Source organism: Brevibacterium sp. LE-L, assembly GCF_050214925.1.
GTDB lineage: Bacteria > Actinomycetota > Actinomycetes > Actinomycetales > Brevibacteriaceae > Brevibacterium.
On record NZ_CP189759.1, the window covers coordinates 1,731,754 to 1,748,685 of the forward strand.

Here is a 16,932-nt window from a genome sequence, read left to right on the forward strand (position 1 = left end):
TTTCGCAGGCCAAACCCCGTTGACCAGCGAGAACGACGCACCACGCGGTGCGGACAAAGACGCAGCAACTCTGTGCTGACTAAGGAGAACCATCGATGACCGCTCATATCGAAAACCTGGACATCCCCGCCGGGATGGAGATCACCGGTGAGCTGCCGGACGGGGCTGAAAAGGTCCTCACCCCCAAAGCGCTTGAGCTCATCGTCGACCTGCACCGGAAGTTCAACGGCGATCGCCTGGCCCGTCTCGAAGCTCGCAAGAAACGTCAGGCCGAGATCGCCGCAGGCAAGGACCTCGACTTCCTGCCCGAGACCGCCGAGATCCGCAACGACCCGAGCTGGCAGGTCGCACCGCCGGCACCCGGTCTCGAGGACCGCCGGGTGGAGATGACTGGGCCGACGTACAAGAAGATGACGATCAACGCCCTGAACTCGGGTGCGAAGGTGTGGCTGGCCGACCAGGAGGATGCGAACACCCCACAGTGGGATTCGGTCATCCAGGGCCAGATCAACCTGCTCGATTCGCTCAACCGCGAGATCGACTTCACTTCGCCCGAGGGCAAGTCCTACACCCTGGCCCCCGAGGAGGAGCTGCCGACCATCGTCGTCCGCCCCCGTGGCTGGCACATGCCGGAGAAGCACATCCGCATCGACGGTGAGGAGACCTCGGGCTCGCTCGTCGACTTCGCCCTCTACTTCTCCACCGCCGGTCAGATCCAGATCGAGAAGGGCAAGGGTCCCTACTTCTACCTGCCGAAGATGGAATCCCACCTCGAGGCCCGTCTGTGGAACCAGGTCTTCGAGGTCGCCGAGGATACCTTCGGCCTGGCCCGCGGCACCATCCGCGCGACCGTGCTCATCGAGACCTACCCCGCGGCCTTCGAGATGGAGGAGATCCTCTACGAACTGCGCGAGCACTCCGCCGGTCTCAACGCCGGTCGCTGGGACTACATCTTCTCCGTGATCAAGAACTTCCGTTCGCGCGGCGACGACTACCTGCTGCCGGACCGCTCGGACGTGACGATGACCGTGCCGTTCATGCGCGCCTACACGGAACTGCTCGTGCGCACCTGCCACAAGCGCGGGGCGCACGCCATCGGCGGCATGTCCGCGTTCATCCCGTCGAAGGACGAGGCTGAGAACAAGGCCGCCTTCGACAAGGTCCGCGATGACAAATCCCGTGAGGCCGGCAACGGCTTCGACGGCTCCTGGGTCGCCCACCCCGGCATGGTCGCCCTCTGCAAGGAGGTCTTCACCGAGACCCTCGGCGACAAGCCGAACCAGATCGAGAACAAGCGCGAGGACGTCAATGTCGTCGCCGCCGATCTCCTCGATGTGAAGTCGACCCCGGGGTCGATGACCGAGCAGGGTCTGCGCACCAACGTCTCCGTGGGCATCCAGTACCTGCGCGCCTGGCTCGAGGGCAATGGCGCGGTGGCCATCAACGGGCTCATGGAGGATGCCGCGACAGCGGAGATCTCCCGGTCCCAGGTCTGGCAGTGGCTGGATGCCGGCATCACCCTCGACTCGGGGGAGAAGGTGACGAAGGAGCTCGTCGAGCGCGTCGTCGCCGAGGAGGTCGCGAAGCTGCCCGGTGACGACGCCGGTTGGAAGGACGCCACCGACACCTTCGTCTCGGTCGCGCTCGCTCCCGACTACGTCGACTTCCTCACCCTGCCGGCCTACGCCCGCATGCCGTGATCCGGATTCGGTGCTGACACCGAACGCCCCCGAAATCTGTGCCCAGAGCGCCGATTTCGGGGGCGTTCTTCGCTAAGCTCGACATACATCGGCGCGGCCCGATGACCGCACAGAGGAACGGTCGGAGGAACGACCGCAACGACGAAGAACAACCGCAACGACGAAGAGCGACCAGCAGTGCCACCACCAGCAGGAACCGAGACAGGGATGACCCGGACCACTGACGAACTGCCCCGGCTGGCCAGCCCCGGCAGCATCGCCGAGCTCTCCGAACTCCTCTCGCGCGCCCATGCCGAATCCCGCACCGTCGCCGTCTTCGGCGGCGGCACCGCCTTCGACGACCATCCGCCCGCGCCCACGCCGGGGCTGCTGCTCGACCTGTCCGGACTCGCCGAGGTGGCCGGACACTCCCGCGACGATAAGACCCTTCGTGCCGGTGCGGGAGCGAAGATCAGCGCACTCAATCGGCAGCTTGAGAACGCAGGGCAGGAGATCCTCGCCGACCTGCCCGCTGATCGCATCAATGCCGGGTCCAGCCTCGGCGGGATGATCGCCACGGCCGCGACCGGTCCGGCCCACCTCAGCCGTCCCCAGCTGCCCGAGACGGTGCTGGCCGTGACCACGGTCGGCGCCGACGGGACGATCGCCCGCACCGCCGAAGGCCTCTCGCCGGAGTTGGCCGGCTGCGAGCTGCCCGGACTCGTCACGGGCTCGTGGGGAAGCAGGGCGATCATCGTCGAGGCCGAAATCCGTGTCAGAGCCCGACCCGAATCCCGCGGATTCGTGTGGATACCCGGCGCCGAGGCGGCCCCCGCCCTCGTGGGCGCCCGCCGTGTGCCGGATGCGGTCGCCCTCGAACGCCCGCCCGGTTCACCGGCGGCGACGGTGGTCCTCTTCGAAGGCCCAGGCGAGCTCGTCGAATCCGAGAGCGACCGCCTCGTCCAGCGGATCCCCGGCGCCACCGCCTGCGCCCGTCCGAGCTGGTGGGGCACACGGGTGCGGACTCCCGTGACGATCAGTGTGTCCGTGGCCCCGGATTTCCTGCCGAGCCTGCTCACGACGATCGACCGGCTCGAAACCGCGATCGGCTATCCGCTGCAGCTGCGGGGGAGTGCGTCGGGACGTGTCGAACTCGGAGTCGGCGCCCCGGAGACCGAACCGGGAGTGGCCACACGCGTCGTGCTCGAACACCTGCGCTCCTTCGGCCTGCACCGCATCAGCGCACGGCTGCTCCATGCTCCGGCGCCGGTCTGGGACGAACTCGACGCGTGGGGGCCGTTGCCGGGCAGTCGCGGGCTGCAGGAGATCAAGGACCTGCTCGACCCGCGCGGAATCCTCGCGCCGGGCCGTGGCCTCGGCGGGATCTGAACCCGACTGCTCTATTTCACCAACAGCACCGGGCAGTCGGCTTCGAGGATCACCTGCTGGGCACTCGACCCGAGCAGCAGCTTGACCACGGGGGAGCGGCGTTTGGCCGCCATGACGATGAGCCGTGCCGCATGCGTGGAGGCCAGGTCGAGGATCTGCTCGGCGAGGTCGGAACCGGCACGGTGGACCTCGAACTCCAGGCCCGCCTCGGCGAGGGCGGTGCCCAAACGGGAGCATTCGGCCAGAGGGGACGTCGACGGGGCGGTGGTCGTGTCCGTGCCGAACACGACCGCCCGCACGCAGGCGTTCTCACGTCGGGCCGCCGCGATCGCCTGCTCGAGCACGGCCTCCGAGGCATCCGTTCGCAGGGCCAGGACGACGGTCGCGGTCGCAGATCCGAGACCGGGTGACGCCGTCACCCGCAGGGTGGGGGCCGGGAAGCGGCGGTGCGGAGTCGAATAGAGATCAGTCATGGTTGCTCCGCTCAGCCGATTCCGATGACGCCGATGGCCACACCCACGGCGAGCATGACGAGGGCGACGATGAGTGCCCGCCACAGCACCTTCTTGTGGTGGTCGCCGAGTTCGACGCCGGACAGGGACACGAGCAGCAGGATCGCCGGCACCAGCGGTGACTGCATGTGCACGGGCTGGCCGGTGATCGAAGCGCGGGCCATGTCGGCTGCCGAGATGCCGAAGTGGGAAGCGGTCTCGGCGAGCACGGGCAGGATGCCGAAGTAGAAGGCATCGTTGCTCATGAAGAACGTCATCGGGATCGACAGCAGACCGGTGATGACGGCCATATAGGGGCCCATCGCGTTCGGGATGACGTCGACGAGCCACGCGGCCATCGCATCGACCATTCCCGTGCCGGACATGATTCCGGTGAGCACGCCCGCGGCCATGACCATGGCGACGACGGAGATGATCGCAGTCGCGTGGCTGGCGAGCTCCTCCTGCTGGTCCTTCATCTTCGGGAAGTTGACCATGAGCGCGATGACGGTGGCGATCATGAACAGGTACGGCAGCGGCAGAATGTCGGCGATGAGCAGAACCATCACGGCCACGGTGAGTGCGAGGTTGAACCAGAACAGCTTCGGCCGCAGTGTCGCGCGATGGGGATCGAGCGCGGTGTTCGCCAGGGCCGAACCCGAACCGGCGGATCCAGTTGCGGGGGCAGGGGAGTCGAGGGTCGCCTCGGTGGCGGTGCCGTCCGATCCCGTCCCCGAGGCGGCCGTGCCGTGCCCGCTCGCAGTCGCTGCCTGCCCGGTGCCTGCCGTCGCTGACTTGCCCGCGGTGGTCGTCGTCGACGATCGGCCCGCCTTGCCTCCGGCTATGGCGCCGACGAGATCCGACCGGGACCGGCCGGATCCGGACTCCTCGACCCAGGCCACACCGTTCTTCGCCAGGCGACGACGCTCGGAGAGGCCGAGCAGATATGCGAAGAGGAAGCACACGAGCAGACCCGCGACCAGCGAGGGCACCATCGGGGCGAAGATCTCGTTGGCGTCGATCTGCAGCGCCGATGACGCACGTGCGGTCGGCCCGCCCCAGGGGACGATGTTGAGCGTGCCGTTGATGAGACCGGCCACACAGGTGAGCACGACCGGGGGCATCTCGAGGCGCTGGTAGATCGGCAGCATTGCGGCGGTGACGACGATGAATGTCGTCGATCCGTCGCCGTCGAGGGAGACCGCTCCGGTGAGCAGGGCGGTGCCCATGACGACCTTGACCGGGTCGTGGCCGGCGACCTTGAGGATGAATTCGACGAGCTTGTCGAAGAGGCCGACGTCGATCATGATGCCGAAGTAGATGATGGCGAAGAGCAGCAGCGCTGCCGTCGACGACATCGAGGCGATCGCGTCCATGACCATCTCTCCGATGCCCAGACCGGCTCCGGCGAAGAGGCCGAAGATCGTGGGCACGAGGATGAGTGCGAGGATCGGTGAGAGTCGCTTGGTCATGATCAGCGTCATGAAGACACCGATCATGGCGAAACCGAGGATGACGAGCACGAGAGCTTCTCCTTCGAAGGCGAATGTGAGGCTGAGAACACCGTAGGGTCCAGATCACATGCTTCGCGCGCTTGTGTGCACTGATGGCGTTTAGATCATTGACCACCTTTTGCGCATTGCGCTCAAACCGGTCTACGCTTGCCGCGTGCCAAGGCCCCGCCAATCGTTCTCCCGTCGTGTGCTGATCTCTCAGCTCGCGCTCGTCGTCGTCATCCTGGCGCTGGTGACCGGGGTGTTCGCGTGGATGGGGGCGCGCACCGTCACCGAGGTGACCGAGACCGAAGCGCTGTCCACTGCCCGCACTCTCGCGATCGACCCGGATGTCCGGGCCGCCGCGACACAGGCCTCGGCCGAGCACGCTTCTGCGCCCGATGAGCAGCTTGTGAAGTCGATGCTGAAGATCACCGACGATCTGCGTGACCGTACTGGTATCAGCTTCGCCGTCATCACCGACGACCGCGGCATTCGGCTGACTCACCCGGACCGCACGAAGATCGGGCACAAGGTCTCGACCTCACCGGATGAGGCGCTGGCCGGACGCGAGAACGTCTCCCACGAATCGGGCACGCTCGGTGAGACCGTTCGAGCGAAGGTCCCGATCTATTCGAGTGAGGATTCAAAGACGGTCGTCGGCGAAGTGTCTGTGGGTATCTACGCCTCGGTGCTCGATGCCGATGTGCGCCGGGAGATGCTGCTGCTGGGCACCGTGGCCGTGCTGGCATTGGCGCTCGGAGGTGTCGTGTCGTACCTGCTCGGGCGTCGGCTGCGTCGGGAGACTCTCGGAGTCGGGCCCGAAGAGCTCGCCGAGATGGCGCGAGACCAGGCAGCCGTGTTGCGCGGTCTCGACGACGGAGTGCTCGGCTTCGGCAACGACGGTGCGCTGACCCTGAGTAACTTGAACGCGAAGGAGCTGCTTGGGGCGGCCTCGGGGGAGGACAGGGTCGCCGGTACGGGCAGGGCCGCCTCGGCGCGGGGATTCGAGGGGGATGACGAGATCGACGTGCCCGAGGAGATCGCCGCGATGATGGCCGAGGCGCCGGCCGAGGGCGCGCTGCGCCGGCGGATCACGGTCGGCGAACGGATCCTGCTTGCCACCGCGGTGCGGGTTCAGCGCGACGGGGTGTCCGTCGGCGGGGTCGTGACCTTGCGCGATGAGACGCAGATGCTCGCGATGGCTCGCCAGCTCGAATCCGTCACGGCCATGGCCAGGGCCTTGCGCACCCAGCGCCACGAGTTCGCCAACCGATTGCACACCGTGCTCGGCCTCGTCGACACCGGCGCCACCGACGAGGCGCACACGTATCTGTCCTCTCTGCTGGGCACCGGGCCGATCACGACTCCCGTCGAGGACATCGATCTGATCTCCGACCCGTACCTGCGCGCCGTCCTCGAAGCGAAGGGAACCACCGCCGCCGAGGCGGGAGTGACCCTGGCCGTGTCCCCGGATTCCCTGGCTGTGGGCACGGTCCGCGACCCCGAGGCGGTCACCCTCATCCTCGGCAACCTCATCGACAATGCCGTGCGCGCGGCCGTCGCCGGGCACCGATTCCCGGGATCGGGCGGCCGCGTCGAAGTGCAGCTCCTCAGCGCCGGCGCCGAACTCCACGCGGTCGTCACGGACACCGGCGACGGAGTGGAGAAGGACCTGTCGGAGACGATCTTCGACGAGGGATTCTCCACCGTCGAGGCCGCCTCGGCGCCGGACTTCGGCATCGGACTGACAACGGGAACCGGGACCGGGGACGCTCATGGACTGGGTATCGGTCTGGCGCTCAGCCGCCGGGTCGCCGAGCGAGGCGACGGCCGGGTGTGGCTCATCGACGGCCACGACCCGGACCTCGGCGGGGCGAGCTTCGGAATGGTCCTGCCCGAGGCGCTCGGCGATACGGCAGACGACAGCTCACAGTGATCTGAGGAGAGATGATGGTCAACGTTCTCGTGCTCGATGACGACTTCTTCGTCGGGCAGATCCACGCCCGCTACGTCGACGAGGTGCCCGGTTTCACCGCGCTCGAACCCGTGCGCGACCTGAAGACGGCGCGCGAGGTCATCGCCTCCGGCGGTGTCGACCTGCTGCTCGCGGACTATGTGCTGCCCGAAGGCACCGGGGTCGAGCTCGTCCGCGAGACCGATATCGATGCGATCGTGCTCTCGGCGGTGACGGATCCCCAGGTGGTGAGGGCCTCGCTGCGGGCCGGGGCGATGACGTACATCGTCAAACCCTTCGCGGCCGAGGTGCTGCAGAATTTCCTCCGTCGCTATGCCCGGTTCCGTCGGTATTGGGAGCGGGAGAAGGTCGGGCAGGCCGATCTGGAACGTCAGCTGCGCAACCTCCACGATGCGTCCGCGTCGGGCGGAGCCGGGGCGAGTCCGGCCGGGTCGTCGACGACGAGTCGGATCCTTGAAGCCCTCGAGGAGGCGAGCGGTCCGATGACGGCCCTCGAAGTCGCCGAGGCGGTCGGTGCCTCCCGCGCGACCGCGCAGCGGCATCTGGCGAAGCTCGCCGAAGCGCGCACGATCACCGTCTCCCTGCAGTACGGGTCGACGGGCAGGCCCGAACACCTCTACGCCACCCGCTGAACCTGCACGGGCGAGTGGGGCCGCCTGCGCTGAGTGGGCGAAAAGGGCGGACGCGGCGCGGGAACAACGGCCCAGAACGACCGGCGAGGTGTACTTCTGCGAGATTCGTGCAGGACGACCGCTTCAGGCGTCTCGGTTCTGAGATTCATCGGTCGCACGCGAGGCGGCATCACCGGCGAGGAGATCGTGTTCGCAGGGCAGCTCGCGCATCCGCAGCAGCGGCTTCGGGCAAACATAGGTCGGTAATGGATACTTTTTCGCGAAATTTCTCTCCGAAGGTGACCTACGTTTGGGGTGCAGACGGGTTTGCCGGCGGATCCACGGCGAAATTCGCTCGGGAAGCCACGAGGGATCGACCAGACAACCCAGGCGAGACGGTGCCCGGGATGAGGTTCCTTCGAATTCGGCGAACTTCAGGGGTGGAACATCCGGCTGATCGGGCCTCCGACACCCCAGCTGACGTCGATACTTGTCCGGCACGGCTCGTCCACCACACGCCACACCACCCGCCTCGCCACACGCCGAAACCTGCGGATTTGCTGGGCAGGAGCGCAATATCGTCCTAAGATGAGAGACATGGCAACCAGAACGACTTCCCCCGCTTCTGGTTCCGGGAAACGCACAGCGCGCAAAAACGCTGGTCGGTCCGGTCAAGCGGGGACCGAAGAACCCGGGACAAACGTTGTCACCGGTGCATGGAGGGGAGTGGCCCACATGGCCGGAAACCGTGCGCGAAAGACTCTCAGCGACGAACCGACCGATCAGTCACCGACGAAGCGGGACGGCACAGCCTTCTTCCTCATCGGCCTCTCGATCGTCATCGCCGCCTTCGAATGGTGGAATATCCCCGGCGCGATCAGCGACGGCGTCCGCGGCATCGTCGAAGGCACCTTCGGGCGAGTGGCCCTGGCCCTGCCCGTGATCTTCACCTGCTACGCGATCCGCCTGTTCCTGCGCGGCGACGACAATCGCGGCAACAACCGCATCCTCATCGGGATGATCTTCGGCCTGCTCGCCGCATCCGGCCTGGCACACATCGCCGCCGGCAACCCGTCCTTCACGAACTCCCGCGAAGCCATGGCCAACGGGGGAGGAGCCCTCGGCTTCGTCGTGTCCTCGCCTTTGGTCGTCGCGACCACCGTCTACGTGGCGGTGCCGCTGCTCGTCCTGCTCGGACTCTTCTCCCTGCTCGTGGTCACCGCGACCCCGGTGCGCGCGATTCCGAAGCGTCTCACCGACCTGTACTACCGACTCACCGGCGGTGCCCGACCCAGCAGGACCGCCGAGGTGGACTCTGAGGGCAACCCCGTCGACCTCGTCGCCGACAACAGCCGCACCTCCGACCTCAAGCCCGTGATGGGCGCGAAGCGCCGGAGCCGGAAGAAGAAGACCGACATCCCGGACTCCGACAAGAAGTCCGACGACGACGCTGTCACCAAGGCCTACGACAAGGCCTACATCCACGAAGACGATGTCAGCGACGAAGAGGCCGACACCACGGTCATCGACACCGAACCGAAGCTCAAGCCCGGCCAGCGCCGTCCGACCAAGGCCGAACGCGAGGTCGCCGAGCTCAAGAAGACCATCGGCATGGACGACGACGCGAACCAGGCGAAGAAGTCCGAGTCCGCAGCCGCCTCGACGCCGGTGCCGGTGACGAATGCACCCCCGCCGCCGCCCACGGAGCAGCTGCCCGAACGCGTCGAACAGCTCACGCTGGCCGGCGACGTCACCTACACCCTGCCCGCCTCGGACAACCTCCAGCCCGGACCTCCCGCGAAGGAACGCTCCGAGGCCAACGACCGCGTCGTCGAAGCCCTGCGCGATGTGCTCGAGCAGTTCAAAATCGACGCCGAGGTCACCGGATTCTCCCGTGGCCCCACGGTCACCCGCTACGAGGTGGAGCTGGGCGCCGGCACGAAGGTCGAGAAGGTCACGGCGCTGTCGAAGAACATCTCCTACGCGGTGGCCAGCGCCGACGTCCGCATCCTCTCGCCGATTCCCGGCAAGAAGGCCATCGGCATCGAGATCCCGAACTCCGACCGTGAGAACGTCGCCCTCGGCGATGTGCTGCGTTCGAAGGCCGCCCGCAAGACCGACCACCCGATGGTCATGGGCGTGGGCAAGGACGTCGAGGGCGGATTCGTCGTCGCCGACCTGTCGAAGATGCCCCACCTGCTCGTCGCCGGTGCCACCGGTGCCGGTAAGTCGAGCTTCGTCAACTCGATGATCACCTCGATCATGATGCGCGCGACACCCGACGAGGTGCGCATGATCCTCGTCGACCCCAAGCGCGTGGAGCTGACGATCTACGAGGGCATCCCGCACCTCATCACCCCGATCATCACGAACCCGAAGAAGGCCGCCGAGGCGCTCGAGTGGGTCGTGCGCGAAATGGACGCCCGCTACGACGACCTCGCCCAGTACGGGTTCAAACACGTCAAGGAATTCAACAAGGCCGTCCGCGAGGGCCGCATCCATCCGCCGGCCGGATCCGAACGCGTCCTCCAGCCCTACCCCTACCTGCTGGTCGTCGTCGACGAGCTCGCCGACCTCATGATGGTCGCCCCGCGCGACGTCGAAGCCTCGATCCAGCGCATCACGCAGCTGGCCCGTGCCGCCGGCATCCACCTGGTGCTCGCCACCCAGCGTCCCAGCGTCGACGTCGTCACCGGCCTCATCAAGGCCAATGTGCCCTCACGACTGGCCTTCGCAACCTCCTCGCTGGCCGACTCGCGAGTCGTGCTCGACCAGCCCGGTGCGGAGAAGCTCATCGGTCAGGGTGACGCCCTGTTCCTGCCCATGGGTGCGGCGAAGCCGATGCGTGTCCAGGGTGCCTGGGTCAACGAGTCCGAGATCGAGAAGGTCGTCGACCACGTCAAGGGCCAACTCAAGCCCAACTACCGCGAAGACGTCGCCGTCGAGGCGCCCAAGAAGGTCATCGACGAGGAGATCGGCGACGATCTCGACCTCCTGCTCCAGGCCGTCGAACAGGTCGTGACCACCCAGTTCGGTTCGACGTCGATGCTCCAGCGCAAGCTGCGTGTCGGCTTCGCCAAGGCCGGCCGGCTCATGGACCTCATGGAGTCCCGCGGCATCGTCGGGCCCTCCGAGGGTTCGAAGGCCCGCGATGTGCTCGTACGCCCCGACGACCTGCCGGGAACCCTGGCCATCATCAAGGGCGATACTCCTCCGCCCGAAGATGACTCCTCCGGGGCCGCGGCCGAACCCGAAGGACAGGACCATGGCCAGTCCGGGCATGCCTCGGCGGCGGGAGACTACGACGAGGAGTTCGAGGACTACGGACAGTCGTCGAACCCCGGTTCGCAGTCGTCGGACCACGGACGCGACCGCTACGCCCACGGTGTCGGCCACGCCGAAGACTTCAGCGTCGGCGATATCGACCCGGAGACCGGGCTCGAAGTCGTCGAAGCCAGCGGAGACGACGCCTGGCAGCTCACCGGGCGGTGAGTCTCGAACCCACCCCTTCGCCGAGGCGGCCGTCCGTGACCACGGACGGCCGCCTCGGCGATTGTGGCTGCGATGATCTGTCCAGCTCACTCCGATAGGGTGGAGTCGTGAACGATCGAGTCGAGGCCGGAGCCTCTCAGCAGCCCGCCGCAGAACCGAGCCCATGGAACATTCCGAATGCGCTCACGGTGCTGCGCATCCTCATGGTGCCCGTCTTCCTGGTCCTCCTCCTGGCCCAGGGAGGCGACGATGTCACCACCCGCTGGTGGGCCCTCGTCGTGTTCCTCCTGGCGATGCTCACCGACAAGATCGACGGTGATCTGGCCCGCAGATACAACCTCGTGACGAACTTCGGCAAGATCGCCGATCCGATCGCCGACAAATCGCTCATGGCCGCCGCCCTCATCGGGCTCGCGATCATCGTCGAACTGCCCTGGTGGGTGCCGGTGATCATCCTCGTGCGCGAACTCGGCATCACCGTGCTGCGGTTCTTCATGATCCGCATCGCCGTCATGCCCGCCTCACGCGGCGGGAAGATCAAGACGGTGCTGCAGACCGTCGCCATCGGACTCTTCCTGCTCATCTTCCCGTTGGCGCACCTGGTCCCGCCCGTCGTCTACGTCGTCCTGCTCGTCTTCGCGTGGGTCGTCATGACCGGGGCCATCGTCGTCACCCTCGTCACCGGCATCGACTACTGCGTGCAGGCGGCGAAGCTCTACAAGGAGGCGAAGGCCGGCGGTTCGAGTGCGGCAGGGGACGGGGCCCGTGACTGAGACCGAGCTGTTCGAATCCAACCGGCGGATCATCGCCACCTGCACACGACTGGGTCTGTCACTGGCCTCGGCGGAATCCCTGACCGGAGGGCGCTTCGTCGCCTCACTCGTCGACGTTCCCGGTGCCTCAGCCGTTGTGCGCGGGGGACTGGTCACCTACGCCACGGACCTCAAAGCCAGCCTCGCCGGAGTCGATGCCGACCACCTCGAGGAGACCGGGCCGATCGACCCGGTCGTCGCCGCACAGATGGCCGTCGGCACCGCTCAGAGATGCGTGGCCGACATCGGGATCTCATGCACCGGGGTGGCCGGGCCCGACCCGCAGGACGACAAGCCGGTGGGGCTCGCCTACACGGCGATCGCCTTCGGCGGCAAAGCCACAATCTTCGAACACGAGTTCAGCGGCGACCGCAACGCCATCCGCAATCAGACGGTGCAGGCGATGGCGGTCAACCTCGACGAATTCGTCACCGCACTTGCCTTCGGCCCGGCCCCCGAACAGTCGCAGCCTGCCCCTGCCGAGAGCACCGAGCCCGGGGCGGTCGGGCCGTCAGGGGAATAACTTCGATGCTTAAGAGGTTGACCGAGTGATGACCATCGGACGTAATCTCTCCAAAGTCTTCGAGTGGACTGGCAAAACCATCCGCTCGGGGAACCAGGTTGGTGCTGTGTCACGGCCAGGTTGTAAGGTTATTGGAACCACCACGACGGAACGCGCTGACAAAGGGAGGGCCGCGTTATGTTATTGAGAGTCGAAATCGGCGACGCGCTACGCTCCGCCCGCCGTCGTCAAGGACGCACCCTTCGCGATGTCTCCACCGGTGCCAGCGTTTCGCTCGGCTACCTGAGCGAGATCGAACGCGGACAGAAGGAAGCCTCCTCGGAGCTGCTGTCGGCCATCTGCGAGGCACTCGATCTGCCGCTGTCAGCGCTGCTGTCCTCGGTTTCCGATCGCTTCGCCCTCGAAGAGGGAGTGCAGATCCCCGACACCATCCCGCAGGAACTGTCGGACAAGATCCTCGGCCATCCCGAGAGCTACTCCGGGCCACGCCTGGCCGCCAAGCCCTGATGCGGCACACGCTCTACTGGATCCTCATGAACGAGGAATTCGGTGAGGCGCGTGCTGCCTCCCTGCACACCGACCTCACCCTCAGCTCGCTCGGCTCACGCACCGCCGCAGAGGCGTTCTCGGCAGGAGTCGAACCCCGCGACATCTGGATCGCAGTCTGCGATTCCATGGGCGTGCCCGAATCCCGCCGCCTCGGCAAAGAGAAACCGCGCGCCACCCCGTTCTGATTCGTGCTGATTCCCGCCGACCGCAGACGTCGCGCTCGAACGAAATGCGCGACACACCCCAATATATAGAACACCTGTTCCCATGTCGGTTATGCTGGTAGGGAATCACGGGACCTGTGACCATGAGTGGCTGGTTATCCACGGGGGAAATCCTTCCTCTGTCGTTATGTCAGTGCCATCTTCTAGCCTTGGTCTCAACGGAAAAGCAACGAAGAGGAGACGTCATGGCACGTACACCCAAGAACCTTCAGGTCCCCACCGGCGGCGACAAGTCGAAGGCGCTCGAAGCGGCGATGGGACAGATCGATCGCAACTATGGCAAGGGCGCGATCATGCGTCTCGGCGATGGAGTCCGGGAGCCGATCGCCTCGATCCCGAGCGGTTCGATCGCCCTCGACATCGCTCTGGGCATCGGCGGTCTGCCGCGCGGCCGCGTCGTGGAGATCTACGGCCCGGAATCCTCCGGTAAGACGACCGTGGCCCTCCACGCTGTAGCCAATGCTCAGAAGGCGGGCGGAATCGCCGGCTTCATCGATGCCGAGCACGCGCTAGACCCGGAGTACGCGAAGAAGCTCGGCGTCGACACCGATCAGCTGCTCGTGTCCCAGCCGGACACCGGTGAGCAGGCGCTCGAGATCGCCGATATGCTCATCCGCTCGGGAGCCCTCGACGTCATCGTCATCGACTCCGTGGCCGCGCTTGTGCCGAAGGCGGAGATCGAAGGCGAGATGGGTGACAGCCACGTCGGCCTGCAGGCACGTCTGATGTCGCAGGCGCTGCGTAAGATCACCGGCGCCCTGGCCCAGTCGAAGACCACCGCGATCTTCATCAACCAGCTGCGTGAGAAGGTCGGCGTCTTCTTCGGTTCGCCGGAGACCACTTCGGGCGGTAAGGCGCTGAAGTTCTACGCCTCCGTACGCATCGACGTCCGCCGCATCGAAACCCTCAAGGAGGGCCAGGACGCGGTCGGCAACCGGACGCGCGCGAAGATCGTGAAGAATAAGGTCGCCCCGCCGTTCAAGCAGGCCGAATTCGACATCCTCTACGGCCACGGCATCTCTCGCGAAGGCAGCCTCATCGATATGGGCGTCGACAACGGCATCATCCGCAAGTCCGGTTCCTGGTTCACCTACGACGGCGATCAGCTCGGCCAGGGCAAGGAGAACGTCCGCAACTTCCTCCGGGACAACCCCGGACTGGCGGAGGAGATCGAACTGAAGATCAAGCACAAGCTGGGTCTCATCAAGGTCGACGAACCCGAGGAAGACGCCGAAGCGGCCGGAGAAGCACAGACGGATGACGTCGAAGTCTCCTGACACCCCGATGCCTGACGACGAGTTCACCGCACCGGCCGCCCAGGTCGGTGCGGGAGACTCCGGTCAGGCGACGACGCTTTCCCAGCTGCGCAGTGCGATCACCGAGATCGACCAGCGCCATGCCGAAGGCGACGGCGGGTTCTTCGCCGGGCTCTCTGGTATCGACGCGGACCCTGCTCCGAGGAATGCGCCGCGAAAGAAGAAAAAGGCGTCCCGCAGCCCACGTCCGCAGAAGGACGCAGGAAACGGCTGGGTCGAAGGTGGGACCGACGCGCTTCCCGACTTCGTCGCTGTTCCGGACTCTGCGCAGACACTCGATGGCACACACGCCCCTGACTTCGCATCTGAGGACAATGACACCGGTGCCGGCACCGACGTCGAAGGCGGCCTGCGCTTCGACGACGAAGACGATGCCCCCGACTTCGAGGCCGACTATGCGCAGGCGAAGAAGACAGCAATGAACATGCTCGCCATGCGCGATCATGCCAGCGACGAGCTGCGCAAGAAGCTGCTCAAACGCGACCTCATGCCCGAGGCCGTCGACGAACTCATTGAGAAGCTGCAGAATTCCCGTCTGCTCAACGACGAAGAATTCGCCCACCGCTTCGTCCGGGCGCAGAGAGAGAACCGGAAACTCTCTCGCTCCGTACTCAAACGCGAACTGAGCAAGAAGGGCATCAGCCCCGAACTCGCCGACGATGCCGTCGCCGAAGTCGATGGCGAGGAAGAACTCGCACGCGAAGTCGCGGCGAAGAAAGCGGCCTCGACCCGCCGTCTCGAATACCACGTGCGAGAGCGCCGAATCCTCGGCATGCTCGCCCGCCGCGGTTTCCCCTCGGCGATCTGCATCAAGGTCACCCGCGAGGTCCTCGCCGAAGACTGAACCGAGTCCGGGGAAGGGCTAGAATAGGTGCGCCATGACTGAACTGATTGAATCCCCGGCGACATCCGAGACCGCACCTCGCAGCTACGAGGTCAAGACCTATGGATGTCAGATGAACGTCCACGACTCCGAACGTCTCTCCGGACTCCTCGACGACGCCGGCTATGTTCAGGCCGACACCGACGACCAAGCCGATGTTGTGGTCTTCAATACCTGCGCCGTGCGCGAGAACGCCGACAACCGGCTCTACGGCAACCTCGGTCAACTCGCGAAGGTCAAGGAGAACCACCCGGGCCTGCAGATCGCCGTGGGCGGATGCATGGCACAGAAGGACCGCGACACCATCGTCAAGAAGGCCCCCTGGGTCGATGTCGTCTTCGGCACCCACAACATGGGGTCCCTGCCGGCGCTGCTCGAACGCGCCCGACACAATGAGGAAGCCCAGGTCGAGATCCTCGAGAGCCTCGACGTCTTCCCTTCGACCCTGCCCAGCCGCCGCGAATCCCAGCATTCCGGATGGGTCTCGATCTCGGTTGGCTGCAACAACACCTGCACCTTCTGCATCGTCCCCAGCCTGCGTGGCAAAGAGAAGGACCGTCGCCCCGGCGACATCCTCGCCGAGGTCGAAGCACTCGTGGCCGACGGAGTCGTCGAAGTCACCCTGCTGGGACAGAACGTCAACTCCTACGGTGCCGAATTCCGTGACAAAGGCGCGTTCGCGAAACTGCTGCGGGCTGTCGGCAACATCGACGGAATCGAACGCGTCCGCTTCACCAGCCCGCACCCGGCCGCCTTCTCCGACGACGTCATCGAAGCGATGGCCGAGACCCCCACCGTCATGCCGCAGCTGCACATGCCGCTGCAGTCCGGTTCGGACACCATCCTCAAGTCCATGCGCCGGTCCTACCGGACGAAGCGATTCATGAACATCCTCGACAGCGTGCGCGAACGTATCCCGCACGCGGCCATCACCACCGACATCATCGTCGGCTTCCCCGGTGAGACCGAGGAGGACTTCCAAGGCACCATGGACATCGTCCGCCGCGCCCGCTTCTCTCAGGCCTTCACCTTCCAGTACTCGATCCGGCCCGGCACCCCGGCCGCGACCATGGACAACCAGATCCCGAAGGACGTCGTCCAGGAACGCTTCGAACGCCTCACGGCACTCCAGGACGAGATCGCCTGGGACGAGAACAAGAAGCAGATCGGCCGCGAGGTCGAGGTGCTCGTGACCAAGCTTCCGCACGATGATTCCCCACGACTGAGCGGTCGCGCCGCGGACAACCGACTCGTCCACGTCGGCATCCCCGAAGGCGCAGAGCCTCCTCGCCCCGGCGACTTCGTCACCGCCACCGTCACCGAGGCGAAACCCTACTTCCTGCTCGCCGATTCCGGATATTCGCTGCGCCCGTCCCGCGCCGGCGACGCCTACGACCGTGCGCAGGCCGACAGCTGCGGCGCTCCTGCGCCCGGACAGGGCGCGGGCGGGGCGACGAACCTCGGCATGCCGACCATCCGCCCCCGCGACTGA

The 16,932-nt window shown here is 66.1% G+C and carries 14 protein-coding genes; 12 read left to right on the forward strand and 2 right to left on the reverse strand.

Annotation, left to right across the window (positions count from 1 at the left end):
* Positions 1–95: 95 nt before the first annotated feature.
* Together aceB and ACQE2J_RS07800 are read left to right on the forward strand one after the other, a co-directional pair.
* Positions 96–1,700, forward strand: coding sequence for a malate synthase A (aceB, locus tag ACQE2J_RS07795; RefSeq protein ID WP_426937392.1), 1,605 nt, complete (start codon positions 96–98; stop codon positions 1,698–1,700).
* A 207-nt stretch (positions 1,701–1,907) separates the two neighbouring features.
* Positions 1,908–3,068, forward strand: coding sequence for an FAD-binding oxidoreductase (locus tag ACQE2J_RS07800; protein ID WP_426937393.1), 1,161 nt, complete (start codon positions 1,908–1,910; stop codon positions 3,066–3,068).
* Between the two features lie 11 nt (positions 3,069–3,079).
* Here ACQE2J_RS07800 and ACQE2J_RS07805 read toward each other — a convergent pair whose 3' ends face one another.
* A complete protein-coding gene (locus ACQE2J_RS07805; protein WP_135539349.1) occupies positions 3,080–3,541 on the reverse strand; it encodes a universal stress protein in 462 nt (153 codons plus the stop codon).
* An 11-nt stretch (positions 3,542–3,552) separates the two neighbouring features.
* Positions 3,553–5,082: a CitMHS family transporter gene (locus ACQE2J_RS07810; protein WP_426937394.1), complete on the reverse strand. Its 1,530-nt coding sequence runs from the start codon at positions 5,080–5,082 to the stop codon at positions 3,553–3,555.
* A 145-nt stretch (positions 5,083–5,227) separates the two neighbouring features.
* Here ACQE2J_RS07810 and ACQE2J_RS07815 point away from each other — a divergent pair, with 145 nt between their 5' ends.
* The 10 genes from ACQE2J_RS07815 (at position 5,228) to miaB (ending at position 16,932) form a co-directional block, all read left to right on the forward strand.
* Complete coding sequence (locus ACQE2J_RS07815; protein ID WP_426937395.1) at positions 5,228–6,991, forward strand: ATP-binding protein; 1,764 nt, start codon at positions 5,228–5,230, stop codon at positions 6,989–6,991.
* Between the two features lie 11 nt (positions 6,992–7,002).
* The gene (locus ACQE2J_RS07820) at positions 7,003–7,662 is read left to right on the forward strand and encodes a response regulator (RefSeq protein ID WP_426937396.1); all 660 of its coding nucleotides are present in this window, start codon (positions 7,003–7,005) and stop codon (positions 7,660–7,662) included.
* A gap of 714 nt (positions 7,663–8,376) precedes the next feature.
* Positions 8,377–11,133, forward strand: a complete 2,757-nt coding sequence (locus tag ACQE2J_RS07825) for a DNA translocase FtsK 4TM domain-containing protein (protein ID WP_426937397.1) — start codon at positions 8,377–8,379, stop codon at positions 11,131–11,133.
* 107 nt (positions 11,134–11,240) lie between these two features.
* Entirely contained in the window at positions 11,241–11,906 is a 666-nt protein-coding gene (pgsA, locus tag ACQE2J_RS07830) for a CDP-diacylglycerol--glycerol-3-phosphate 3-phosphatidyltransferase (protein WP_135539342.1), read from the forward strand.
* Complete coding sequence (locus ACQE2J_RS07835; protein WP_205683339.1) at positions 11,899–12,468, forward strand: CinA family protein; 570 nt, start codon at positions 11,899–11,901, stop codon at positions 12,466–12,468. Before pgsA ends, ACQE2J_RS07835 begins: the two co-directional genes overlap by 8 nt.
* A gap of 177 nt (positions 12,469–12,645) precedes the next feature.
* Positions 12,646–12,975, forward strand: coding sequence for a helix-turn-helix domain-containing protein (locus ACQE2J_RS07840; protein WP_135539340.1), 330 nt, complete (start codon positions 12,646–12,648; stop codon positions 12,973–12,975).
* Positions 12,975–13,202, forward strand: coding sequence for a DUF3046 domain-containing protein (locus tag ACQE2J_RS07845; protein ID WP_135539338.1), 228 nt, complete (start codon positions 12,975–12,977; stop codon positions 13,200–13,202). Before ACQE2J_RS07840 ends, ACQE2J_RS07845 begins: the two co-directional genes overlap by 1 nt.
* A gap of 224 nt (positions 13,203–13,426) precedes the next feature.
* Positions 13,427–14,518, forward strand: a complete 1,092-nt coding sequence (gene recA, locus ACQE2J_RS07850; protein WP_135539336.1) for a recombinase RecA — start codon at positions 13,427–13,429, stop codon at positions 14,516–14,518.
* Positions 14,499–15,401, forward strand: a complete 903-nt coding sequence (locus ACQE2J_RS07855; RefSeq protein WP_240689733.1) for a regulatory protein RecX — start codon at positions 14,499–14,501, stop codon at positions 15,399–15,401. Before recA ends, ACQE2J_RS07855 begins: the two co-directional genes overlap by 20 nt.
* A 34-nt stretch (positions 15,402–15,435) precedes the next feature.
* Positions 15,436–16,932, forward strand: coding sequence for a tRNA (N6-isopentenyl adenosine(37)-C2)-methylthiotransferase MiaB (gene miaB / locus ACQE2J_RS07860; protein ID WP_135539334.1), 1,497 nt, complete (start codon positions 15,436–15,438; stop codon positions 16,930–16,932).